Origin of the sequence: Bacillus sp. SG-1 (assembly GCF_000181495.1) — a bacterium.
Classification (GTDB): Bacteria; Bacillota; Bacilli; order Bacillales; family Bacillaceae_B; genus Rossellomorea.
Genome location: NZ_ABCF01000003.1, coordinates 1 through 24,044, shown reverse-complemented (window position 1 = coordinate 24,044; position 24,044 = coordinate 1). Strand labels below are relative to the sequence as shown.

The following is a 24,044-nucleotide window of genomic DNA, read 5'->3' as shown; positions in this document are numbered from 1 at the left end:
CAACATAAAAAAACACCCAACCCACGCAGGATCCGGTGCTCCACTACTCAATACTATGTATTTTTCACAAGACTGGCCGCTCCACATCTTCCGTCCCGTCACTCTCTTCCAGCGCATAGATCGCCTGGTATAAATGATCGGAAAATGCATCTCCGTTTTCAACTTCCGGTGATGCTTCAAGAGCCTTGATGATGCTGCGAAAGTTATCAACAAGGTGGTCTGTGGACATTCCTCTGCTGACGAGGACACTGTTCAGCCAAAGAGCATAGTCGGTAAAGACTTTCGCTGAGCCCACTCCCGCTGACGTCTCCAAATACTGAAAATGATAAATGTTATCTTCATAACATTTTTGGCGTCCCCGCTCACCATATTTTTCATCCAGCTCTGGATACTTCACATAGATTTCTTTTACAGCGCGGTTGATGACTGTTTCATATTTTTCCCCGATATCGGTCATACCGCCACCACCTTGAACTTGCTGATGGATGGAATGATGGAAGCGAGCTCCTGGTCCGGGTATTTCTTTTCCAACTCATGAATGCGCTTATAGTCTTCACTCTGAATCCATGTCATGAATTGTTCCTTCGAGTCCCATTCCATATGGACCGTGATTTCTCCAGGCTTCTTTTCATTTTGCAGCAGCAGAAAACGCTGGAAGCCATCTGCTTTATCGACTAAACGGGAACGAGAATGATAGATTGAAATCACTTCATCCGCCTTTTCATCCGGTACGACAAACGTCGAGTGTACAATATACATGTATTTCTCATCCCTTTCACTGTTTCTCTGATTCTATTCTATTCTTTAACACACAGAGTCAGTACGGGAAACACGGACCCTTTGGGATTTAAAAAAGGGACGAAGCCAGGTCCGTCCCTCTCCTATATAAATCATTTACTCGTCTGTTTCGTCTTGAAAACTTTCATTTAGATAAGTGTTTTCCGTTGTGGCAAAATTTGTGGACTGCAGGCTTTCCTGCTTATCCAGCCCGAACAATTCATCACGATTTTTCGGTACACCTGTGCCGATTGGTTCTCTTTCCTTCATGACATTTCATCCTTTCTGTTTTTTAGTATGAACCAGACTGCTTCAAACCATGTGAAATTCTATCTCTACTTCTATTGCTTTTACCTTTTCAAGCCGGATACTCTAAAAAGAGTTCCTCCGCTTTGCAAGATATGTTCCCAGTATTTCATTTTTCTAAACTAGAGTTTGCCTATTGGAGTTTCTTCCCTGTGATACCAGAATAATTTTTATGATATCTCTCTTTGCTAATTAGACGAAAGAACAAGGAGCCTTTCATAAAAACAAGCCCTCACCTAAGCGAGAGCCCATACACTTTATTTATCTCCTTCATCATTCCGGATATCCGGTTTGACCGGAGTCATCTCTTCGGCAGCCTCTGTCTGATACTGAAGATTTCCCTGTGCGCTTTTTGTGTTGTCGCGTTGGTGGAAAAGATTCCTATAAAGATACTTATGGTAAAAGTACTCAAACACAGCCACACCTGCAGCAGCAATCAGAGACGGGATCAACACATCATCAACTGGTGTCATATTGGCCAACATGGCCCAGATTAAAACGAAAGCGAGTCCGAAGTCAGCCAGGGAAGCTGTTGTATTACTCGCTCTTCTCAGCATAAATAAATCCCCTGCAGCATAACCGATGATACTAAGTACCAATGAAATCACAAATACGTCGCCTAATGTAATGCCGTAGATTCCTCCAAGTATGATTGCCAACAGTGCAAAACAGGCAGTAAATTTGATGAAAAAAGCTTTTACATGTTCCATCTCTTCACTCCTTTTAACCTTATTTTGCCTAGTACTGCAAGAACTATTCAAAGACTTAGGCAGAAGGCCATAACATTCCCGCTAGAAGAAATATACTGTTAAAAACAAAGGAGCGGCGCCATGCGAGTCTTTTTTTACCCTCCCTTCATTCCGCCCTATATTCCACCGCCTGTTTATAAGTATTATTTTCTGCAGAAGTTCCAGGATATTGAGGAGGTAAAACAGAAACACTATTATCTCGGTACACCAACGGGATCCTTTGTATTTGGCGAATACCTTCCTGCCGGATACATCACGCCTGCTGGTCCTACATCTCCCGCCAGCATAAGGCATCTCTACTGATTCATGACAAAAAAGCAAGCTCGGTTCTCACCCCAGAGCTTGCTTTTTTGTTTAGCTCCTTTTTAATGGAGCTTCAACTTCAATCCTTCATGTGTGGCACTAAAGCCCAATCTTTCATAAAAACGTAAAGCCTCCGGACGCTGCTTGTCGGTTGTCAGTTGAACCAGATGGCAGCCGCGTTCCTTAGCACGTTGGATGGCGTACTGGATCATTTCCTTTCCAACTCCCTGCCCCCTTACAGCTGAAGCCGTCCGCACTCCTTCAATCGTTGCCCGCCATCCTCCCTGGTGCGTGATATAAGGAGTGAACGTAATTTGCTGGACACCGACCACTTCCCCGTCCAGGCAAGCGACAATCAGTTCATTGTTCGGGTCGGCATCAATCGCCTGGAATGCTGTTATGTAACTGTTTGGAAGCGGGTGTTGGTACCGCTCTCTTTTGATCCCGAGAATATCATCTGACAGCAATCTTACAATACTGTCCAAATCTTGTTCTGCTGCTTTTCTAAAAGTCAGGTTCATTCGTCACTCTCCTCCTTTCCACATTATCCGATGCGTTGTGACTAGTTGTCGAGAAACTCGTCCTTCAGAATGCTCATCCTCAATCTGTCCACATAGCCATCCTCCCGCAGCCGGTCCTGGCGCAGGATACCCTCTTCCACAAAGCCCATCATTCTGTAAGACTTAATCGCTTTCTCATTATCTACTTCCACCCGCAGCCAGATTTTATTGAGTGCAAGTGTAGTGAAACCGTATTGAAGCATCGCTTTCATCGCCGCCAGCCCATAGCCTTTACCCCAATACCTCTTGGCTCCGATGGCAATTCCGAGCTCTCCATGTTTATTGAGCTTATCTATATTTTTGATATCAACCCAGCCTATGTGGATTCCGTCACCCGTCTCGATGGCCATTTGCTCATACCCGTTGCTGCGGCTGATGCACATCTCAATCCATTGACGTGTTTCCTCCCGGCTGAACGGCGGATATTTATTCGGCATGTTCAAGTGCCTGGTGACTTCGACATCCAGACACCATTGATAGCGGTCCTCCGCGTCATCGGGGGTCAATTCTCTCAGGATCACTTTTGGTAAAGTGCTTGTTTTCATTAGTTTTGGCTCCTTTATTCTTGTTTTCGGACGTTTCGTGCATTTCACCCCGAGTTAGACGCATAACTCTTGAGTTGGATGCATAACCATTTCGGTTTCGTGCATAACTTTGAAATCAGGCGCATAACCACCTCGTTTTCGTGCATAACAGTCATTCACTCATTTCTGGCGCATTCCTCACTGCCCATTTTTGGTGATCATGGTGGAGCAAAGAATCAGCTTCCGCAATTTCCAGCCAAAATACTCCATACTCAGGCTCATGTACCCGTTCTTTAAGACAAGCCTGGTAAAAGAATCCTTTATTTTGAATGGTTTCATTTTTCGTTGAGGTGTTATACTGCCGAGACCCAGTCAGGAAAGAACTCCTGGATAAACTGCCCAGCTGCATCAATTCCTGTCTTTCTCACCTGCAGATCTCCGTTTCTTGTAAAATAAGAGTTAATCCCATATTCGAGGTTGTGGCTGCAAATGCCTTTATTTCATAAAGACTTGTAAAAAGTTGAGCCAAGGAGGCTCACCGCCCGCCCCGCGGAGTCGCGCACATGGAGTGGAAATCAACGATCAATACATACGAAAACGGGAAGGATTTTTACACCAGGATAAACCGCTGGACCATTCCCGAAAAAAATTGAAACGTTTTTCTACCCCAGGATGTCTAACGGTTGTACAGAAAGGAGGATTCCGTAATGCTGCAGCTTACGAAAGTGAAAAAAGCCAGAAGGGGAAACGACAAAGCATTCCAGGACCTTGTTGAAGCAGAAAAGAACAAGCTCTACCGGATGGCCTATCTTTATGTAAAAAATGAGAATGACGCGATTGATATTGTTCATGAAACAATCTACAAAGCTTATATCTCCATTAAGAATTTGAAGGAGCCAGGCTATTTTTCCACTTGGCTTTCCAAAATTTTGATCAATACAGCTCTGGACTTCATCAAGAAAAACAAAAAAGTGATTCCTTTTGAAGAAATCGAGCGTTATGAGACCAGTGAGAAGGTACATATCGCCGAAAGCCTTGATCTCGTGGATGCCATCGACCGCCTGGAGGAGAAATACAAGACGGTGATCATCCTCCGTTATTACAAAGGCTTGCAAATCAAAGAAATCGCCACCATGCTGGATTGTCCTGAGGGGACAGTGAAAACCAACCTGCACAGGGCCATTAATAAACTGAGAATTGACCTAAGAGAGGAGTGTCTGTAATGAAAGATTCCTTCAAACATGAGGTGGACCAAGTTCCGGTTCCCGAGAAAAAGTTGGACGCAGCCATTGATTCGGCCATACGCCGCGGGAAGAGGAAAAGATGGGGGTTCGCAAAGAAAACCGCTTATTCTGCAGGTGCCGCAGCGGCTCTCTTCTGCATGTTCATCGGTTCTGCATTTGTGTCGCCGACTATGGCTGACATGGCTTCCAAACTGCCGCTTTTAAATCAGCTTTTCGAGTCAAAGCCGGTCTTCCAAATCATTGCTGAAGAATTGAGAGAGGAATATGAAGTAGATGCCATGGGGATGAGCTATACTCCGGAAAAAGAATTTACAGTAGCCGTCACTGGTTCTGAAGAATATTTCCTGAGTAAGAAAGGAGAAATCGAAGAACGGGTTGAAGAACTACTGGCAGCTCGCGGCTACGACGCTTTTACCATAAAAGTTTATCAAGAAGAACCCCACGAAAACACGCCTGAGCAAGAACATCAGGAGCATTTGAACAGGACTTTGCTTAATACTGTCCATGAAGGCCTGAAGAATTACGATTTTGAAATTCTCTCCGTCGGGGGATCTTATAGTGATGAAAGAAAACAAGTTGGTTTGGACATTCCCGATACAGAAACAAGAACAGCCGAAATTGAAGCAACCGTGCAAAAGCTTGTTCAGGATGCAGGGATGGATAAAGTCCAAGTCAGCTTCCAGAAAATCGATATGGCAAAAAGTGAGCAGAACCACCGTTGGACACCTGTGATTACTACGATCAGCGAAGGACTGATGGGCCGAAAAGACTTCCACGTAAAGAAAATTACCAAGTCTAACGACAAGGGATCAATGACCGTATTTGTCACTCTCGACCTCCCTGCCTCGGACAGCCGTGCAAAAGAGCTCGCTGCCCAAACCGAAAAAACCGTGAATGAGTTCATTCAATCGGAAGAGGCGAAAGAGGCCGTACAAGATGACTCCTATAAAATTGTGATATACAGCAAGGATAAAGAAGTGCTGCTGGAAACTGCATACTAAGATGGAAAAGGCCCGCCGGTTGTTTAGGAGGGCCTTCTTGTTTAATTTATTGAAAAAACATGGACTTTCTTCCCCCACCAACACAATGCACCATTCTCCCCAGATATCTTAAACAAACGTTTGGTAAAAATGTTTCTCTACATTTTTGCAGCACAGTGATCCTCTAGTTAGTTTGCTCAATCAGTATTTCGAATCAAATAAGAAATTGTTCAGGTTATTAGTAACCATACTCTTCATCAAGCCGTTCTAATTTTCCTCACACTCATCCACACACTGAAGATGACCAAAGTCCAGACAATTGGATGATGGAGGGTGATGCCCACCTTTGAAACACCCCCGCCCATTTCGAAACCAAGAACGAGAAGGAACAGGACGACGGTTGTCACCAGCGAAAAGATACCGGTCCTTTTCGCTGATTCCTCCCGTTTCGGGATATAGGAGAGCTGGATGCTGACGATGATGATTCCAAACAGAGTTGTCACTGCCCATTTCGGTGTTTCATGTGCAAAAAAGTCAATGTACAATAGGCCTGCAAAACAGAGTAGGTAGATGCTTTCGAGGATTATTCCTGCTGTCTTTTTCATTTTTGGTCCGGCCATCTTCTTCTCACTTCCTCCACCACTGCTTGGGGACGGTCCCAATGCAGAAGATGAGTCGCTTCAGAAATATCTTTTACTTCAGCGCGAGTTTTTTGCTGAAATCGTTCAGCCTGGTTCTTCCTGTCTTCCACCAAGTGATGAGGCAAAGTGGCTTTCAATAGGAGAATTCCAGGCGGCATGTCTTCAAAAATGTCCTCTATATCATCCTTGTGCATCGCCTTAATGATATTGGCCCCCGTCGTCCCTCTCGCATGCCAGTAAATTCGGCCGTCTTTTCTGAGCCCCAGATCCTCAGCAGCTTTTTCTTTTAACGGCGTCCAAGTCATTGTTTCGCTCTTCACCAGTGTCAGAAACTCATCCCAATTCGCCCATGTCTGTTCAAAATCCTTTTCATAGTAAGCCATTTCCTGTTCCATAGATTTTCCTCCATGACGTTTGCTTTGATAGCCGCCGTCTATGAAGATGGAGCCTTTGACTCTGTCCTGATATTTTTTCAGATAAAACAAGTGAACGAAGCTTCCCCAAGAGTGAGACAGGAAATAGAAATCTTTCAGTTCGAGAGTAGCGATGATATCTTTCAGCCACTCTGCCATTCTCGGCATCTCATAGTCTTCCGCATTGGGAAAGGCTGGTGTTTTGCCGTGACCGGGTGCATCAACTGATATAATCCGATACTCGCCTTTAAGCTCTTCGGCCACATCAATGAAGCTCAGACTCGTGCTTCCCAGGCCATGCAGACAAAAGATGACCGGTATATTGCCGCTGCCCCACTCCGTGATATGCACCGGCATTGTGCCGTTTTCTATAAAATACCGTTTCATTGTGTTGTTCTCCTCTCGTTGGTGCGATCAGTTATGGCTCTTGGTACAGGCCTCACCTTTGTCGGTCTCCTACCAATCTTCAAAACTCCGTAATGAGCGGCTCGATTAGTAGTCCCGGAAAACCAGATCGCTGGAGACCGGTTTGCGGCCAATCTCTCTTGCCCAGATAGAAAGCTGACCGATATGATGAATTTCATGTGAAATCAGATGTTTGATGATCTTTTCATAGGTGATGACATATGTACTGCCATCCCGGTGTTTTTTTGTAAGTGTTTGGCTGGCTTTTTCTTTGTCCCAGGATTGAAGGAACTGTTCTGTTATGGGTTGGGTCAGGTTTGTAAACTCCATGGCTTCCTCAAGAGAAGAGACACCTTCCTTCATGATGACCGGTGTTCCCTGCATCTGGTTGACCCAGATTTGTTCACCGTTAGCTACGTGGAACAGTGTGGCCAGGATGCTCCCCATTCCACCGGGCCGCTCTTTTGTTAGCTCCTCAGGCGGCAGTTCGCGGGACCATTCAAACCAATCCTGCCTTACTTTCCAGTTGTATCTGAACATATCCAGCATCGTTTTTCTCCTTTAGATTCGGGGCGTGCCAGGCACGACCCGGTTTTTGTCGAACCAACTTTAATTGACGCAATAAATCTGAGTTAGACGCAATTCTCACGGATTGGACGCAATTAATTTCTCCCAGACAGACGCAATTCCATCACAAACCCCTTAATCACACAGGGTTTCCTTCTCCGGGTTCCTTAAAAATTCAAACAGAAGGCGGATTTGAGACTCTGTATTGCGGTCAACGGATAATTCCGGGAGCTGATTCTCATCAAAGAAGCCGATCTCACTCGTTTCCAGACCGGCTTCAGGGTTGCCGCCGATGAGCTCGCATTGGATGAATATTTTATAGTAGTGAAACGGCTGCGGCGGATGAGGATGTTTGTAATAATCGAGCAGGGCCAAAAGCTTTTTATATTTGACCTCATAACCTGATTCTTCCTTGATTTCTTTGATGACGTTTTCTGCAGGTGACAGCCCGACATCGCAAAATCCTCCTGGCAGTGACCATTTGTTATTGTTTTTTTCTTTTACGAGAAGGATTTTGTTATCTTCAAAAACCACTCCCCTTACGTCTGCTTTTGGCGTTTGATAGCCTTTTTCAAGGGCGAAGAGCCCTTTGACCGTCTCTTTTTCAACGTCAGTATACTCAGCCATGATCTCAGCGCTCAAATCCCGCAGCTCTTCATACCGTTCGATATCGTACACGTCTTTTGAAAATGCCAGCCCTGACTGTGATATCGATTGGATCTTTTGGGCCCACTCCAGCCATTTGTGTTTCATGTCCCATTCCCCTTTTCCAAACAAAAACGCTGCTTCATGTTGAGGCAGCGCTATCTTTTTTTGAGTAAATCTATGATATAAAACAGCAGGCTGATGATAAAAGCAGCGAGAAGAATGAGCAGCAGTACGCCTGTTTCCACTATTTCACCTGCAAACATCGCCAGGGGGAAAAACAGGGACACTGATGCAAGCAGCACCAGCAGGAAGATGATGAAGTATCTCATCAAACAAACCTCTGCTCGACTTTGCCCTTTCCATCCGCCACTTCAACTACCCCATAGGCTCCATTTATGAACGTCACCTGCGGGGGCATATGTCCACAGTCTATATCATAGACAACCGGTACACCCAGTTCATCAGCCAACTCCTGATAGACATCTTCCACCATAAAATTGCCGACTGGAGCATTGGCATCACTGCGTCCGAACAGGATTCCCGAGCAATTTTCAAACCAGCCGCCATACTTCATCTGAACCAGCGACCTTCTTAAATCGGTTACATTCATGTCACAGTTTTCCATGTACCATAAAACCGGCTCACCCGGAATATGCTTTTCACGGAATCCAGCTACATCACCAAAGTCGGTACCGATGAGATGACGGATAACATCAATACAGCCGCCGAGCAGCCTTCCTTCAACTTTTACCGCCGCACCTCCTGCTGTTTTCCACTTCGTTTCTTCCGTGAGATGAAATACACATGGTGAAGGAGTATCGTGTTCCCAACTTAATTGATATTGGGGAGAAGAGTGCTGGATGATCGTGCCGCCTGGTTCTGTTGATAAGACCGCTTCCCATTTTGCTGTCGTTTCATCCCAATACTCGCCTCTTAGATCTACAAAATTCGTTCCATGCGCTGTTGCGATACCCGTTTTCAGCGTGATCGCCAGCATGAGGGCACTTGTATCCGAGTAACCCAAAAGCCATTTATTTTTTACAGAGGAATAATCAATATCCTGCAGGACTTCAATCAGGAGCTCGCCGCCCCATGGCGGGATGATGATATCGATTTTTTCGTTTCGCATCATTTCATTGAATTCTGCCGCCCGTACTCTGGATGGAGCAGACTTTGCTTTATCCTGAGTCCAAGCGGTTTCTCCCGTCACGACATTGAACCCCCTCGAACTCATTCGCTCAATGGCAAGCCTGAACATGCTATGAAGTTCTGCCCGCACTCCTGAAGAAGGGGCTGTGACGCCGATGGTTGCTTCTTTTTTTAACGTTGGATAGCTTATCATGTTTATCAGTCCTCACTTCTTGTCTTGATGAGTAATTCGAGATTTCTGTTGGGTTTCCTTCTTTAATATGTACTCAACCCACGATGGCCGGCGGGACAATGGTTCACCAGCGCTGACACAAGGGACCTCACATTTCTCAAGTGACTGCCGTTGTGTATTGTTGCTATTTGAATGAGAAAGTTGATTTCCACTCCAGGTGCGCGACTCCGCGGGGCGGGCGGTGAGCCTCCTCGGCTGCGCCTGCGGGGTCTCACCTGTCCCGCTAATCCCGCAGGAGATCACACACCTTCCGCTCCAATCAACCGTTCGTAAACAAATTCAGAAGAGGTGGTGTCAGGAGCAGTAATCTTTAGAATACAGTCTTTTAAAAAATAGTAGTGCTGCAAGGCTGAAGCAAATAAGTAAAATCACCACCGGACCAGCGACTGAAGGACTCCCGATGTCTTGTTCCACCAATTCATAGAGCGCCTTGTGATTAAAGCCGGGTTGAAACAATTCTCCATCCATCAGCATAAGGGTTCCATTCGGTCCACCCACGGGCAGCGCGTATTTGGAATAGCTCTCTTTTTCTAAAAATAAGAGAAATTCGCCGCCTTCTGCCTGAAACTCTATCATTCTCGAAATATCTTGCGTGTAAATTCCCGCAAGCAAGGAGGACGGCGGTTCTCCCTTGATCGTCTTGCTTATCCTGAACTCATAAGGCCTGTAAAGACGTCTCACGGTTCTCATAGGATCTTTAGAAAAATCATACTGTCCGACGACGATGATGTTTGCTCTCTCCATCACTTCTTCCGGCTCTAATGTAATCCATTGAGTCGCCGACGTTTTGAGATTGATCATTAACAGCAAAATGGTAAGTAACACGATTTTTTTCTTTTTCATACCTTACTCCTTTTTACTACATTAGACGAAGGAGCAGGAAGGATATCGCTGTTACTTCACACCTTTTTCCAAGAAAGTGATTGTGCCATTGTCTGCGTCTAGTTCAGCTTCAATCCCGATTGGGAAGACATGCGACGGGAAGGTGTGCCCTATGTCCACATTGGTCATGATCGGAATCTGGCGGTCACCCATGACTTCCATCAGAAGATCTTCAAAGGTGAACGGAGCATGGCAATCATTAAAGTGTTCATGTTTACCCACAATCAACCCGGCTATGTCATCCAGAACGCCGGCAAGCTTCAGCATGCTCAAGGAGCGTTCCTGGATCGCCATATCTTTAAAAGAATCTTCTATAAAAAGGATTGCTCCTTTCAAGTCCGGGAAATACTCTGAGGCAATGATTCCTGACATTGTGTTCAGATTACCGCCGATCAGCTTTCCGCGTGTTTTTCCTTTTCTTAGTGAGTTCCATCCTGAATTCGGGACCAGTTTTTTGGCTCTGTCCTGCGTCCTCCAATCCAGCATTTCTTCCGTCCATTCTGAAGGAATTTCCAGCGTGTGCGGACACTCATGGGTCTGCATGACTGTATTTTCAAAGTATTCTCTTCCCTTCGGAAGCATCTCCGGATATTCGCCGAAGGATGGCACAATGGCTGGGCCATAGAAGGTAGTCAACCCGGTCCTGCTATAAATGCCTAACAGAAGCGCCGTGACATCACTGTACCCCATGATAATTTTTGGATTCTTTCTCAAAGTTTCATAGTCTATGTAGAGAAGCAGGGAGTTGGAGTTTGTCCCTCCGATGGTGCTGATGATGGCTTTTATTTCAGGATTACGGATAAAATCATTGATTTCTTCTGCACGGTCTCTGATGGAAGCTGAACGGTAGCCTTGAGAAAGCTTGGAGCACTTACCTTCTATAACGTTGAACCCCATCTTTCTTAGTTGAGCCAAACCTCTTTCATATCGTTCACTGAACAAAACGGGTGCAGGAGTGGAAGGGGTGATAATCCCTATCGTATCCCCCTCTTTTAATCTCTCAGGCTTCATCATGAGCGCAGATCCCCCATCAAAGCTACTTGATAAGGGAAAAGTTCCGCTGTCATGACTCCCTCTTTTACAGCAGGATCGCCATTCATTATGGACAATGCTTCTTCATCGGAGTCTGATTCGAAAATGACGATTCCGAAGGTGGATTCATCCAGTCCTTTGGTTTTTCCGGCCAGTATCAGCTTTTTCCCGTTCAACATTTCCTGCAGATAGCCGAAGTGTTGTGACACTATTTCATTTTCTTTTTCTGTCCAGTTTTTTTCATCTGTCAATCTTTCTATCAATTTTAATTTATACAGGAATTGTTTTCTTTCCATCCCTCATTCTCCTTTAAATGACTATTGGACCGGAGACGGCTGTTTCTCCCATTCTGTTGGTCCTTCGGTAGAATCGATATATCTTCTCCAGTATTCGCCGGTTTGTTTATCGAAAATTATGATGTTGTTATCATTCGGCGATAGGAATTCATATCTGTACTCTTCATTTTGTTGTACAGGTTCAGGATTCTCACCAAGGGCGCTGGAAATGAGCCATGCTCCCAATACTATACAGAGCCCCAGTATTATAATCGCTATCGATTGAAGATTCTTATTCATATATATCACCTCACTATTTTTACCCTACCATAATTCCTCCTTTGATTGTCTGATTTTTTTGTTAATTAATTGGATTTTTTTAAAGAGTAATGTTTTTTAAAATATGGTGTTGCTTGATTTCCGCTTCAGGTATACGACTCCGCGGGGCGGGCGGTGAATTACAAAGCGGAAGCGGCCGTTCAGCGACGTACAGATTTTAGGACTCTCGCATGAGATATAGGAATCACGAAGAGCTTTAGCGATTCGATGATGACTTATCGCAAGGAGAGAGACCGAAATCTGCTAGTCACTGGCCGCGGAGCTGGATTGGCCTCCTCGGCTTCGCCTGTATAAAAAGTGGAAGCGCCCCGGTCAGCCCCGACAGGCAAATGTTCCTCATCAAAAAAAAGGTGATCTTTCCTTTTATTCTATGAGGGTTATTTGACTCCGAGGGGCTGGGTTACGTTCCAGTGGGTACGTAACCTCGGGCGCTGCAACTGGATTGGGGGTCTCACCTGTCCCGCTAATCCCGCTGGAGGTCGCATACCTTCCGCTTAAATCAACCGCGAATCTATCTATAGTCACTGAAAAAGGCGTTTTTAGACTAAGGAACGTGACCAATTTATTACTGGAATCCATAGTGCCTATTCAGAAGTAAAAGGAGTAGGACCACAAAAATATTCCGTATATAATTTTGAATAACCCTTTACTAACTACATTGCCAACCGAACAAATGATGTGTACATTTTTTCGTCCTCGTTCGACAAAATTCATCATCATAGTCATATAATGGAATGTATGGATTTCCAGACTTTCCCCATTTACAGCTCAATTTATGTTACGATGAATTTAATCACATATTATCTAGGGTCCTTTCGACTTCTCTTAGTCATACCTATTTATGGGAAGGAGCATGAAGAAATGGAGAAAATCAGCGTTTTCCTAGATGACATTCGCAAGGCACCCGATGGCTATGTCCTCGTAGAAACAATTGACGAATGTTTGAATCTATTGAAAAACTACGACATCGAACATCTGTCATTGGATCACGATTTACTAAACAAGACCAGGGACGGCACCATGCTGGTTCGAATTATGGTTCATGAAAAACTTTTTGCCAACCGCATCACAATTCATTCTGCAAACTCGGTGCGTGGCAAGGGAATGTATAAATCTTTAAAACAAGCACAGCAAGATTTAATTATGCCTTCCACCATTACCGTATCTTTACGCCCTCTGCCCCTGTACACTTATCCCCCCGGATTTTTGGAGCACTATCAAAACACAATTTAATCTCATCACTCAAATAAAATCTCATTCATATATTGCAACCTCATGTTATTTGAATAGCGAAACGTCTAAAGGGCAGACTTCATTGGCTGCCCTTTTAAGTTTGCCGCACGCTTTAACACTCTAAAGCACTGAAAGGGACAGTCCCTCTTAGTGGATTAACGCGTTACCGCACGAAGAGGGACTGTCCCCTATCGCGCTTTAACGCGTTAGTGATTGGAAGAATCCTCCACGTTTAGCTGGCGTTTGTTGTGCTAAATACCTTCTAGGATGAGATTAAGGAGGGGTAATTGTGGATGTGAATTCTTATGTCAATTTCATTTTGGTTGGCTGTGTGGTCATTGGTGTCTTGCTGACTTTGAAATCCCGCCGTTTTTGGATCCCCTATCTACATATCATTGCGACTATCTGGGTCTTAGCCGGCGGTTTCGGCTATTCTCTTCTGTTCAATAACGAATCGACCATCGGGTATTTGTTTGTTTTCGTGATCGGACAGATTTTCTGGGCCTTTCTATTTGTGTTCATTGCACAGGTACTGTCCTGGCTAGTCCGTTCTCTGCCGCTGCGTCACAAACAGGAGATCGGCTGGATGTTCCTTGTCGGCTTTCCGCTTACTTTTTCGGTTACAATCCTATAAAACGTTTTTCAAAGCTATCAACCTAATATGGATTGATGGCTTTTTGTTTAGGTTTTATCTCACCCTGGAGGCACAACAATCACAATCTGTCTCTGTTAAACCGATTTTTTGAAACCTCCCGTCCTATCATCCGTATTTATAGAAAAGGAGTGATTTCAATGGAAGCCTTGATCGGTTTAGGTATTTTTATTTTGGTTTTAGCAGGCGGACTTTTTCTCTTTAACACGTTGATGGGATATAAAAAAGATCATATCGTCATCGACTTTGATGAACGGTATTTTCAATTCAATGAGTATATTCAGGCCATTCATCGTGAATTGGAGAAAAGAGGACGAGATGTAAAGTATGAGGGCGATGGACGATTCGTCATCGACGGAAAGAGTTATCTTTTTATAGAAAGGAACGTCAGCATGGGCGGAGTTCCCTTGCAAAGAACCATTTTAAAACCGGAATAAATAATAACCTCCCAACTAATAAATGGAGTACTTGGTCAAAAAAATAGACTTAGTTCAATGGAAATCATGTCCTTTCCCTATGGTATGGAGGATTCGAATAAATAAACACACACAGATTACCAGATATAAGTAGTTCAGTTTTGGAATACAAAACTAGAAAAAGCATTCATTAATCGAGAAAGTCACCAAGAGAAGAGGAAGTTTAGTTAAAATAAGGGAAGATTTTTCCGTTAAACTGCAGAATTTAGCTGAGGAGAGGTAAATAAGGGAAGGATTTTCCGTTAAATATGCTCAGCAGCCCAATTTTCATGTTTTTTTAGTTAATAGCGGAAGATTCTTCCTCTATTTGACCTACTTTCCTCGACATTTCTTACTTAAGAGAAATTTCTTCCTTTATTATATAAGCTAATGGTGCAGGTACTTTTTTGGGGGCCTTGCTTCTATGGCGGAGGAGTGCCAGGAATAAAGAATCGCTTGTTGAACAAACGAGGGGCTTGTTTTGAGGATAGAAAGTGGACTTGTTAAGTTATTTTAATCTCTATAAGAACGAATTAACCATAATGGATAAAATCCGTTATGGCTTTTTATACCATTACACAATGAATTTGCCACGTAAATAATATATTTCAGTGTTGCGGTTATAGAAACGAAAACACACTTGAAAGTAAAAGATATGCTGTACTATCAATAAAAAAATAGCATACGAATAATGGTGCGGATTCGTATGCTAAAGACTATGAATTTTTATGGTTTGTACCTCTAAATTGAACTACATAAACCAATTACTGTGTATTTTTTGATTTAAATTTAGTAAGGATTATTCCGCTAATCAAGCAGCGCCTTTTTGCACTCCGAAACCGAACCAGTTAGGCCAGTATAGGACCACTGAATACAAGTCTATTTATTATAAAACGGAGACAGCTGAAATGTATCATCAGTCATAATGTATTTGTGTAATTGTTCCAACGTTGTATTCAATCTGGGATTTAAACGATGCGAATCGTATGCACAAACAGAAAGCATACGTGCTTCTATAACAAAGTCATCTGCGGAGGATTCGAATTTCCTAAGTAGTTCTTCATCTGGTTCGGTTGAAGCCCATTCCACTTGAGCCCACGTACGAATTGAAGAATTAAATTTTTTCAAGACAGAAAGGTCTTTCTGAAAATATTCTATAATCACCTTTGTGTTGAAATCTCCACTTGATAGGTAATAATCAAAGTTGTTTACCAGAGAAATACACTGTAGCTGTTCATCACTAAATATACTATCAATCTTAGATTTTATTTTTAAGGTAGTTCTCATGTTTTCAATAATGAGGATATGTTGTTTTCTTTCTATTCCAGTTTTGATAAAGGAAAGTAACTTGTCGATGTAAACTTCTTCATTCTGGAATCGATAAAAAACATGCCCTTCAGTTAGGGTTTCTAGGCTGTTTGTTTGATCACTTGAATTATTAATGTCTGCTTGCGTGAAGTCTAATGACATATGCTAAAGTCTCCTTTCCGTTAAGGGAAAGTAACTAAAAAACTCTCAAGCTTCCCATTAGTCGTTTCTTCCACCTAACATTAACACATTAGTTCTTTTTAGTACAAGGAAAGTATCGGGTAAAGTAATCTCTCCGAAGAACTAAATTTTGACTTCCACACCTCGTATTCTTCCATATCTCTATTTGATAATATGTGTTGTTGTATACACTTGGCAACTAAAACACACTTGTTATCAACACAAAAAAACGCACTGTATTTCACAATAAAATACAGTGCGTTTTACTTTGTTATTTACTTGTTCGGTTCCGAAATAAACCTGTTACCTTGAGGTTAATTTCCGGCTCAAGCAGTAGCAGGTTCTTTATCCCCGCTGCTTTTACCTTTTATGAAGAACTGAAGCGCCAGCATGATGACAAACAAGATCAATCCGAAGATGTCTGTCATTCCTTCTGGGTAGATCAGCATGATTCCGGCCGCAAGACAAAGTACACGCTCGATAGCCGTCACTTTGCGGTACCAGAAGCCGATCATGGCTGCTCCGATGGCCATCATACCAGTGATGGCCGTGAATACAACCCATAACAGATATGGAATTGTCGTGTCGATCATCAGAAGTTCCGGTGATAAGACGAACATATACGGAATGATGAACGCGGCAATTGCCAGCTTGGCGGAATTGAGTCCGGTTCGTATCGGTTCGCCTCCCGATACCCCTGCGGCGGCAAAGGCAGCAAGAGCAACCGGCGGTGTGATATCCGCGATAATTCCGAAGTAGAACACGAATAAGTGAGCAGCAAGCTCAGGTGCACCTAGTAAAATAATCGCCGGTGCTGCGATGGTGGATGTGATAACATAGTTCGCTGTTGTCGGTGAACCCATTCCAAGGATGATGGAAGCCACCATCGTGAAGAATAAAGTTAATAACAGCTTTCCTTGAGCAGAGTTAGTTAAGTCTCCGGCAAGGTCAACAAGTCCGTTTGCCATTGTCAGGCCAAGACCTGTTTTCGTTACTACCCCGACAATGATACCCGCAGCAGCCGTCGCAGCTGCAACGGAAAGAGCTGTTCTCGCCCCATCAACCAGGGCATCCACCGCATCTCTCCAATCGATTCGTGTATCTTTGCGGATGGCACTGATGGCAATCGTCGCAACGATCGACCATAGGGCCGCACGCATAACACTCATTCCGGAGAACAATAGGATGATAACTGTCAGGATCGGCAGCAACAAGTAAATTTTCTTAAAGACTTCTTTTCTATCCGGCATTTCTTCATCTGTTAACCCTCTTAAGCCGATTCTCTTTGCTTCAAAGTGGGTCATGATCCAGATTCCTGTAAAATAAAGCAAGGCTGGAATCGCGGCAGCTTTTGCGATTTCCCAGTAGGAAACCCCGCCGATGAATTCAACCATCAGGAATGCGGCTGCACCCATGATCGGCGGCATTAACTGACCGCCCGTCGATGCGGCTGCCTCTACCCCGCCGGCGAACTCTTTACGGTAACCCAGCTTTTTCATCATAGGGATCGTGAATGAACCCGATGTTACAACGTTAGCAACTGAGCTTCCGCTGATCGTTCCTTGCAGGGCACTTGAGAAGATTGCGACTTTCGCCGGTCCTCCAGTTCTTTTTCCGGCAAGAGAAACAGCGAGATCATTGAAATACTGACCTACACCGGTCTTGACCAGAAACGCCCCGAACAATAGGAACAGGAAGATGAAGGTCGCTGAAACATATAACGGTGTCCCAAGAATTCCTTCACTTGTAAAAAACATTGTTTTGACGATGGCATCAATATCATACCCTCTATGTGCCAAGAATCCAGGCATGATTCTTCCATAGTACATATACAGCAGGAAGGAACCGGCGATGATTGTGATTGGCAAACCTACAGCTCGGCGTGTTGCCTCAAGTACCAGCACCACTGCAATGATCCCGACTGTAAAGTCAGCCGTTGTCATGATTCCGATCCTGCTGACTATATCGTCCTGCATAATCGTCCAGTAGCTTCCGACGACTATGGACAATAATGCAAGAATAATGTCATACCAGGCAACTTTGTCCTTGCGTGATCTCTTTTTGCTTGCAGGGAATAATAAGAAGATTAGCGATAATGCAAATCCTAAGTGAATGGATAGAAGTAATTGCCTGGGAATGAATTGAAAAATGGAGGCTGTCAGCTGGAAAAGCGAAAATGCCAGCAATCCAAAGAATACGATCCATTTGACGATTCCCGACTTGAATTTTCTCGTGGAAGACTCAGGATCATATTTTTCCAACAGCTCTTGCTGCTGCTCAGCTGTCAGTGACTCGAAGTGTTTTGAGTTGTTATCCATCAAGGATCACTCCTTTCCAAAGTTGAAATAATGATTGTTTCTGTACACTCATGCGGATGAGTGTTCCTTGTTTAAAGTAGTCAGCCAGTTTGTATACCTTTTCATTGTATATGAAACGATGATTTGCCGCTACTCGTCCGATAGAGATATCAATAAAAGGAAAAGTCCGGTTCATATTGCTGATCTTATACCGTCCGTCTTCTGTTCTTCCAAAAACCTCTTCTCCTGTTGCCCCCCCGGGCATCCCAATCGCTGTGTCTTCATAAATCAGGGTTGTCTGGACGATGTTCATATATTCATCCGCTTTGTACACCTCACGGACATCAGAAAGATGAATGGAATGAGTGTAAAGGATGGAGAACTCACTCTCTTCTCCTGATTTCAGCGGAGCCAGGACCTTATCCCCCTCTGTTTTAAGAGACACCAGGACAACGCACCGTTGGAAGGGAACGAATAACAGAAGGAGCAGTGTGCCTGCTGCAAGGAATGCAGCCGTTCTTTTCCACTTCATGCTTCAACACTCTTTTCATACTTTTTGGAGAAAAAGAATATTCTTCCAAATTCCGTTCTTCATAACAAAAGAATAGACCGATAAGATCGGCCTATTCCATCTTGCCTGAAGAAAGTATATTAGTCTTGAGAGATTCCTTTTTCTTCAAAGTATTTTGCAGCTCCAGGATGTAGTTCGATACCCATTCCTTGAAGTGCATTTTCCGCACTGATCAGTTCACCCTTCGCATGGCTGATCTTGTCTGTATTTTCGAAGATGGCTTTCGTTACTTCATAGATAACATCTTCAGAAATTTCAGAGCGTGTTACAAGCATTGCGCGGACAGCAACTGTTTCGATATCGCTGTCAATTTTGCTGTAAGTGCCGCCTTTGATTGTATCTTTTGCATAGTAAGGATACTTTTCAATCAACTCGTCTGCTTTATCAGCTGAGACAGGAATGATGACGATATCTTGAGTAGCCGCAAGTCCTTCTACAGCACCTGTTGGAGTTCCAGATGTGATGAACGCTGCGTCGATCGTACCGTCTTGGATACCCGTTGTTGAATCATCGAAAGAAAGGTTGCGTGCTTTCAGATCGTCAACACTCAATCCATGAACTTCAAGGATTTGTGTAGCATTCAACAATGTACCAGATCCCGCTTCACCGACAGAAACGACTTTCCCTTTCAGGTCTTCAACCGATTCAATACCAGAACCTTTAGTTGTAACGATTTGGATTGTCTCAGGGTATAACGTACCGATACCTTGAGCATTTTCTACTTTATTATCAGCGAACATTTCTGTTCCTTCAGTCGCATAAGATGCGATATCTGTTTGTGTGAAGGCGATTTCAATATCTCCAGCTTTAATGCTTGCCATATTTTCAGCAGATGCACCAGATGTTGATGCTGAAGATTCAATTCCTGCTTCATCTGAAATGATTTTTGCAAATGTACCGCCAAGTGGATAGTATGTACCACCCGTACCACCTGTAGCAATTCCGATAAAGTCTACTTCTGTTTCTCCGCCTTCACCAGATCCACCGCCGCTTCCGCCGCCGCAAGCTGCCAGAATCATAGTCACTGCAAGAAGAATCACAGCACTGAATGATAAACTTCTCTTTTTCATGGTCATTCACCCCTATAAATTTTTTTAATAACAAAGATAGTTTAACATAATCTGTAACAATATTGTAAATAAATTCACTTTTCAATTATTAATGATAATTGGTAATTATACACCATTTTGCATTACAACAAAATATAGTGTAAGCGGAGCCAATTCAGAGTACGCTTAGCGACATCTGTCCCATAAGTATGTATGAACTTATTTAGTTTTGAATATTATTACATGAAATGCAAACTTCGAGCTTTGTATCTCTATTCTATCAAATCTTTGCTAATTTTAAAAATTATTTCAGCATAATGGTTAATGCGGCACCCAAAATACATGTTACCTACTAATTAGTATGTAATAGACCCGGGATGCCCCCGGGCCCTTTTTATTGATTATCTTTTAGGAAAATCATCGTCAAAACGATTCGGCTGGTTATCAATTGTACCGTCTTCATTCATTGAAGATGTCCAATCATCTTTTTGATTTTCCTGAGCCTTTCTTTTTGCTTTTTCTTTATCGACTGAGATATCAGATAGATTGTTTTCCATCTTGCTCAGGTAATTAGATGCAAATTCTCTTCCTCCAAGTCCGAATGAAAGGCCGAATGCCAAGGCAACTCCTCCAAGGACAAGGATGAACGCAGAATTAACGATGGATTGTGCAATGCCAAGCTGATCAAGCGCCATGAAAAACGCCATGATGATGATCGCATATTTTGCGACTGCCGCCAGCACATTCTTGTTGTTTCCATTCAGAATGCTGGTCAACACTTTCTTCGCGATATTTCCAAGGTACAGTCCGACAGCCAGAATGACAATCGCTGCGATGACGCTCGGGATATAGGCGAATACACCCGTAGCCAGTGTCACAAGGAATTCAAGTTCAACGATCTGCAGTGCTTCCACAATGAACAGCAAAGCTACAACAAAATGAACAATGTAACCAAGGATCTTCGTAATCGTGAGTGAATCAGTTGACTCTCCCGGCTTCCAGCTTCCCACTTTCATATTGCTCATCAGGGAGTTGATGCTCAATTGATCAAGGAAGTTGGTTGTCCACTTGCCTGCCATGCGTCCTGCCCAAAGACCGACCAGAATCAGTACGATGGCTACAGCGATATTCGGCAGCATCGTCAGAACATCATTAAGCATGTCGATTGCCGGTCCTGAAACTCCTTCGATATCAAGTTTCTCCAGTGCGGCAATAACAGTCGGAATCAAAATCAGGATGAACACGATATTGCCGACAAGGGAAGAAAGAGTCGTACCGTTCAGGGTGTTGTTTAATCCAAGTCGACTTCTCAGCTTTTCCAAACCAATTGTATGCAGAAAGTTTGTCACAATTGTACGGACAAGCTTGGCAACAAAGTATCCCACAAGGACAATCAATGCCGCTGCAAGCAATTTAGGAATAAATGCGAGCATACTGTTCAGCATATCCGTGAATGGCTCGGATATACCTGTAATATCCAGCGCTGAAAGAACTGCCGGCAAGAACAAGAGAAGAACAAGGTAGAACAAGACCTTAGCTGTCTTATCAATGCCTGCATGTGCATCCTTTTCAGTGTCTGCCAGTTTCCATTTCACAAGCAGATGATCAAAGTGAGAAGCTTCACCAAGCTTGCGTACACCGTAGCTGACTAACTTTGCTATAGCGTAAGCAACAAGAAGGATGAGAGCTGCTTTAAGGATGTTATCAATCGCACCGAAGATAGAATTCATCAGATTTACCAGCGGTTCTGCGATCAGATCAAGATTTAAGATGTTTAGTGCAATGATGAATACGATTAAGAGTAAAATCCAATATACGATTTTACTGATAATTTTTTCAGATGAATATTTTTTGTTAGGGATATGAGAGAATAACTTGTCATCCATCCCGGTTCTGTTCAGCAGTTTGTAAACCGCCTTTTCAACCCCTTTGGCAATAAGCCACCCGATAAGAAGAACTACTAGTGCAAGAATAAAATCGGGGAGCTTTCCTAAAAATCCCTCAAAATTGTACATATTCATGTTATTCATCTTTTCAACTCCTTTGTCTTTTTCTAACCCTCCTTTTCCCATTGGTGTTGTTCCTTAAACACCGGGGGATTTCAACTTTAAAAATTCTTTTGGTAGACATCATTCTTGTGATGTATAAAACTGATTTCCGCTCCAGGTGCGTGACTCCGCTTCAACCAACCTATATTTTTTTAAATCTTGAATTAAAAACCAAAAATTTTGCGAAAACACATTTTAAAAAGAATGAAATAAAAATAGAGCTCCGCATTGAACGGAGCTCTATTTTTTCCATACACGTTATATACTGGCTTGAAAAGGGAATCGGACAAAAGATGATTCAACTTTCAATTTTTGCTTAAATGTCGTTCCTTGTTGCGGCTCCCCTTTATTCCAAACGCTCGTTTACTAACTCAAATTCCGGAATCAATTCAGATAACGGCACCGCCTTCGCTTCATTGAGGTATACGGGAATATACTCTCTTAAAACGTTCACCATCTTGGTCCCTGTGATGCCGACATGGCCAATTGCAATGACCTCGTCGTCTTTTTCCAAACGTTTTACAACACGATTGGCTTGTTTCACGATATGCCTTGTAGTATATATATCGTCAAAAAACATTTCATTTTCCAAGAGGGGCACTCCTATTTCTTCCGCCAGTTCAGGGATGACGGATTTAGGTGTAGTCCTGCTGTCCAGATAATAAAGGCCCCTTTCTTTGCAAACCGTCAGGACCACTCTCATCACCCGCTCGTCCGCCGATGCCCTGGATCCCATATGATGGTTCATACCGACGGCGAATGGTACCGAATCAATTGCCGCTTCAACCCTTTTTCTGATTTCCTCATTACTGAGGTCAGTGGTGATTGCTCCCGGTCCGAGCCAACTCCGCTTTCCTTTCAACGGTTCCATGGGCATATGGACTATCACTTCATGGCCTAACCGGTGTGCCAGGTCTGCATCTTCCTTGGTCGTGTCCATCAGCGGCATCACTGCCACGGTCAAGGAAATGGGAAGCTCCAGCATTTCCTTTGTGCCCTCCATATTATTACCGAAATCATCAATGACAATGGATAGGGATCTTTTCTTTAACGAGGAAGGTTCAGGTTCTTTTGCTGAAACATTCCCGGTAGCAAACAATAGAGCAAGCATACATAACACAATGATGTTTTTCATAATCTCTTCCTTTTTAGCTTAGTATGCCAATAAACCGGTTGATTTATCGACCTGGTAAAAACACCCGGTTTTTAAAAAAAAACGCTGAAAATTAATTCAGCGTCAGGAAATTACTTACTTATTAAAATGATTACTGGAAGAGCAGGTCAGGAGAAGTTCTGTCAAATCCCAGAATTCCCACTGAGTCTGTCCTTCAACCTTTAATTCATTTACTCTAATCAGCCTCTATCCGCTTTATCCTCTTCACGTATTTGGTCAATCGGAACAAACACTTCCAGGTGGCGGTAAAGATTTTCAAACTCAACTGGAAGAAGCCCTCCGAATTCACCGTCGATATTCAACTGAACTTTATCCTTGGAGTAGACCTTAACCCTGTTTGCCTGAGTGTAAATAACGTTGGGATCCTTGATATGGTCGCCTCTGACCGCAAGACTTGCTATCCGGATAAACTCTGCCAGATTTGTCTTTTTCAAGATCAACAAAGAGAACATCCCGTCGTTGATGGACGCGTCAGGTGCGAGTTTTTCAAATCCTCCCACTGAATTGGTAAGCCCGATCAGGAATAACATGGCTTCACCTTCAAAGAGCTTCCCGTCATATTCAATCGTCAGGTCGGTCGCTTTAATGGAAGGAAGCATTTCGACGCCCTTCAAGTAATAGGCCAGCTGCCCAAGCACGGTTTTCAGCTTGCTCGGCACTTCGTAAGTCAGCTCCGTAATTCTTCCTCCGCCTGCAATATTAATAAAATAACGTTCGCCATTCATGCGGCCGATATCGACCGGAATCGTGTCGCCTTTAATGATGACATCTACAGCTGCACCGATGTCCCTTGGGATATGGAGTGCCCGGGCAAAGTCATTCGTCGTGCCCATTGGGACAATTCCCAGGCGCGGACGATAGTCCTGTTCAGCGAGCCCATTGACCACTTCGTTCAGCGTTCCATCGCCGCCGGCTGCCACCACGAGGTCATACTTTCGTTCCACAGCTGTGCGGGCCGCTTCTGTTGCGTCCCCTTCGCAAACAGTCGCATGGCAGGAAGCCTCATACCCTGCCTGCTCCAATTTAATCAACACTTCCGGCAGATGCTTTT

At 43.7% G+C, this 24,044-nt stretch carries 29 protein-coding genes; 6 read left to right on the top strand and 23 right to left on the bottom strand.

Annotated features, from left to right (window positions below; translation table 11 throughout):
- Positions 1 to 64: 64 nt before the first annotated feature.
- The 4 genes from BSG1_RS04715 to BSG1_RS04705 form a co-directional block, all read right to left on the bottom strand.
- Positions 65 to 457: a hypothetical protein gene (locus BSG1_RS04715; RefSeq protein ID WP_006835753.1), complete on the bottom strand. Its 393-nt coding sequence runs from the start codon at positions 455 to 457 to the stop codon at positions 65 to 67.
- Positions 454 to 759, bottom strand: a complete 306-nt coding sequence (locus BSG1_RS04710; protein ID WP_006835752.1) for an antibiotic biosynthesis monooxygenase family protein — start codon at positions 757 to 759, stop codon at positions 454 to 456. Before BSG1_RS04710 ends, BSG1_RS04715 begins: the two co-directional genes overlap by 4 nt.
- 135 nt (positions 760 to 894) lie before the next feature.
- The gene (locus BSG1_RS21060; RefSeq protein WP_006835751.1) at positions 895 to 1,047 is read right to left on the bottom strand and encodes a hypothetical protein; all 153 of its coding nucleotides are present in this window, start codon (positions 1,045 to 1,047) and stop codon (positions 895 to 897) included.
- Between the two features lie 293 nt (positions 1,048 to 1,340).
- On the bottom strand, positions 1,341 to 1,793 hold the full coding sequence (locus BSG1_RS04705) for a YndM family protein (protein ID WP_006835750.1): 453 nt from the start codon (positions 1,791 to 1,793) through the stop codon (positions 1,341 to 1,343).
- A gap of 120 nt (positions 1,794 to 1,913) precedes the next feature.
- Here BSG1_RS04705 and BSG1_RS04700 point away from each other — a divergent pair, with 120 nt between their 5' ends.
- A complete protein-coding gene (locus tag BSG1_RS04700) occupies positions 1,914 to 2,135 on the top strand; it encodes a hypothetical protein (RefSeq protein ID WP_044022417.1) in 222 nt (73 codons plus the stop codon).
- Positions 2,136 to 2,197: 62 nt separating this feature from the next.
- Here BSG1_RS04700 and BSG1_RS04695 read toward each other — a convergent pair whose 3' ends face one another.
- Together BSG1_RS04695 and BSG1_RS04690 are read right to left on the bottom strand one after the other, a co-directional pair.
- The gene (locus tag BSG1_RS04695; protein ID WP_006835749.1) at positions 2,198 to 2,656 is read right to left on the bottom strand and encodes a GNAT family N-acetyltransferase; all 459 of its coding nucleotides are present in this window, start codon (positions 2,654 to 2,656) and stop codon (positions 2,198 to 2,200) included.
- A 41-nt stretch (positions 2,657 to 2,697) separates the two neighbouring features.
- Positions 2,698 to 3,240: a GNAT family N-acetyltransferase gene (locus tag BSG1_RS04690; RefSeq protein WP_006835748.1), complete on the bottom strand. Its 543-nt coding sequence runs from the start codon at positions 3,238 to 3,240 to the stop codon at positions 2,698 to 2,700.
- Between the two features lie 686 nt (positions 3,241 to 3,926).
- Between BSG1_RS04690 and BSG1_RS04680 the strand changes: the two genes are divergently transcribed.
- Together BSG1_RS04680 and BSG1_RS04675 are read left to right on the top strand one after the other, a co-directional pair.
- Positions 3,927 to 4,442 (top strand): sigma-70 family RNA polymerase sigma factor, encoded by a 516-nt coding sequence (locus BSG1_RS04680; protein WP_044022416.1) that lies wholly within the window; start codon positions 3,927 to 3,929, stop codon positions 4,440 to 4,442.
- On the top strand, positions 4,442 to 5,464 hold the full coding sequence (locus BSG1_RS04675; protein ID WP_006835745.1) for a DUF4030 domain-containing protein: 1,023 nt from the start codon (positions 4,442 to 4,444) through the stop codon (positions 5,462 to 5,464). The genes BSG1_RS04680 and BSG1_RS04675 overlap by 1 nt, the downstream gene beginning before the upstream one ends.
- Positions 5,465 to 5,700: 236 nt before the next feature.
- Here the strand turns inward: BSG1_RS04675 and BSG1_RS04670 are convergent, their stop codons facing one another.
- The 10 genes from BSG1_RS04670 to BSG1_RS04630 all read right to left on the bottom strand — a co-directional run bounded on the left by BSG1_RS04670 (position 5,701) and on the right by BSG1_RS04630 (position 11,987).
- The gene (locus BSG1_RS04670) at positions 5,701 to 6,063 is read right to left on the bottom strand and encodes a hypothetical protein (RefSeq protein ID WP_006835744.1); all 363 of its coding nucleotides are present in this window, start codon (positions 6,061 to 6,063) and stop codon (positions 5,701 to 5,703) included.
- Positions 6,045 to 6,884 (bottom strand): alpha/beta fold hydrolase, encoded by an 840-nt coding sequence (locus BSG1_RS04665; RefSeq protein WP_006835743.1) that lies wholly within the window; start codon positions 6,882 to 6,884, stop codon positions 6,045 to 6,047. Before BSG1_RS04665 ends, BSG1_RS04670 begins: the two co-directional genes overlap by 19 nt.
- 105 nt (positions 6,885 to 6,989) lie before the next feature.
- Positions 6,990 to 7,451 carry a DinB family protein gene (locus tag BSG1_RS04660; protein ID WP_006835742.1) on the bottom strand — a complete coding sequence of 154 codons (462 nt, stop codon included), beginning with the start codon at positions 7,449 to 7,451 and terminating at the stop codon, positions 6,990 to 6,992.
- A gap of 153 nt (positions 7,452 to 7,604) precedes the next feature.
- Positions 7,605 to 8,222 carry an NUDIX hydrolase gene (locus BSG1_RS04655; RefSeq protein WP_044022415.1) on the bottom strand — a complete coding sequence of 206 codons (618 nt, stop codon included), beginning with the start codon at positions 8,220 to 8,222 and terminating at the stop codon, positions 7,605 to 7,607.
- A 50-nt stretch (positions 8,223 to 8,272) separates the two neighbouring features.
- Complete coding sequence (locus BSG1_RS20755) at positions 8,273 to 8,446, bottom strand: hypothetical protein (protein WP_006835740.1); 174 nt, start codon at positions 8,444 to 8,446, stop codon at positions 8,273 to 8,275.
- The gene (locus tag BSG1_RS04650) at positions 8,446 to 9,459 is read right to left on the bottom strand and encodes a S66 family peptidase (protein ID WP_006835739.1); all 1,014 of its coding nucleotides are present in this window, start codon (positions 9,457 to 9,459) and stop codon (positions 8,446 to 8,448) included. Before BSG1_RS04650 ends, BSG1_RS20755 begins: the two co-directional genes overlap by 1 nt.
- Before the next feature lie 333 nt (positions 9,460 to 9,792).
- Entirely contained in the window at positions 9,793 to 10,341 is a 549-nt protein-coding gene (locus BSG1_RS04645) for a hypothetical protein (RefSeq protein WP_006835738.1), read from the bottom strand.
- Positions 10,342 to 10,392: 51 nt separating this feature from the next.
- A complete protein-coding gene (locus BSG1_RS04640) occupies positions 10,393 to 11,394 on the bottom strand; it encodes a S66 family peptidase (RefSeq protein ID WP_006835737.1) in 1,002 nt (333 codons plus the stop codon).
- Entirely contained in the window at positions 11,391 to 11,708 is a 318-nt protein-coding gene (locus BSG1_RS04635; protein WP_006835736.1) for a YciI family protein, read from the bottom strand. The genes BSG1_RS04640 and BSG1_RS04635 overlap by 4 nt, the downstream gene beginning before the upstream one ends.
- A gap of 21 nt (positions 11,709 to 11,729) precedes the next feature.
- Positions 11,730 to 11,987, bottom strand: a complete 258-nt coding sequence (locus BSG1_RS04630) for a hypothetical protein (protein ID WP_006835735.1) — start codon at positions 11,985 to 11,987, stop codon at positions 11,730 to 11,732.
- Positions 11,988 to 12,887: 900 nt separating this feature from the next.
- Here BSG1_RS04630 and BSG1_RS04625 point away from each other — a divergent pair.
- From BSG1_RS04625 to BSG1_RS04615, 3 genes are all read left to right on the top strand, one after another.
- Positions 12,888 to 13,259 carry a cyclic-phosphate processing receiver domain-containing protein gene (locus BSG1_RS04625; protein WP_044022414.1) on the top strand — a complete coding sequence of 124 codons (372 nt, stop codon included), beginning with the start codon at positions 12,888 to 12,890 and terminating at the stop codon, positions 13,257 to 13,259.
- Positions 13,260 to 13,548: 289 nt separating this feature from the next.
- A complete protein-coding gene (locus BSG1_RS04620; protein ID WP_006835733.1) occupies positions 13,549 to 13,893 on the top strand; it encodes a hypothetical protein in 345 nt (114 codons plus the stop codon).
- A 158-nt stretch (positions 13,894 to 14,051) separates the two neighbouring features.
- Positions 14,052 to 14,348 carry a hypothetical protein gene (locus BSG1_RS04615; protein ID WP_006835732.1) on the top strand — a complete coding sequence of 99 codons (297 nt, stop codon included), beginning with the start codon at positions 14,052 to 14,054 and terminating at the stop codon, positions 14,346 to 14,348.
- Positions 14,349 to 15,245: 897 nt separating this feature from the next.
- Here the strand turns inward: BSG1_RS04615 and BSG1_RS04610 are convergent.
- The 7 genes from BSG1_RS04610 to BSG1_RS04575 form a co-directional block, all read right to left on the bottom strand.
- Positions 15,246 to 15,836 carry an MEDS domain-containing protein gene (locus BSG1_RS04610; protein WP_006835731.1) on the bottom strand — a complete coding sequence of 197 codons (591 nt, stop codon included), beginning with the start codon at positions 15,834 to 15,836 and terminating at the stop codon, positions 15,246 to 15,248.
- 344 nt (positions 15,837 to 16,180) lie between these two features.
- Positions 16,181 to 18,172, bottom strand: a complete 1,992-nt coding sequence (locus BSG1_RS04605; RefSeq protein WP_006835730.1) for a TRAP transporter permease — start codon at positions 18,170 to 18,172, stop codon at positions 16,181 to 16,183.
- A complete protein-coding gene (locus BSG1_RS04600; protein WP_006835729.1) occupies positions 18,165 to 18,683 on the bottom strand; it encodes a DUF1850 domain-containing protein in 519 nt (172 codons plus the stop codon). Before BSG1_RS04600 ends, BSG1_RS04605 begins: the two co-directional genes overlap by 8 nt.
- 119 nt (positions 18,684 to 18,802) lie before the next feature.
- Positions 18,803 to 19,792, bottom strand: a complete 990-nt coding sequence (locus BSG1_RS04595; RefSeq protein WP_044022413.1) for a TAXI family TRAP transporter solute-binding subunit — start codon at positions 19,790 to 19,792, stop codon at positions 18,803 to 18,805.
- A gap of 380 nt (positions 19,793 to 20,172) precedes the next feature.
- The gene (locus BSG1_RS04590) at positions 20,173 to 21,801 is read right to left on the bottom strand and encodes a mechanosensitive ion channel (protein ID WP_198008189.1); all 1,629 of its coding nucleotides are present in this window, start codon (positions 21,799 to 21,801) and stop codon (positions 20,173 to 20,175) included.
- A 364-nt stretch (positions 21,802 to 22,165) separates the two neighbouring features.
- Complete coding sequence (locus tag BSG1_RS04580) at positions 22,166 to 22,954, bottom strand: divergent polysaccharide deacetylase family protein (protein ID WP_006835725.1); 789 nt, start codon at positions 22,952 to 22,954, stop codon at positions 22,166 to 22,168.
- A gap of 218 nt (positions 22,955 to 23,172) precedes the next feature.
- The coding region (locus BSG1_RS04575) for a diacylglycerol kinase (RefSeq protein WP_006835724.1) at positions 23,173 to 24,044 on the bottom strand (872 nt) is incomplete at its 5' end.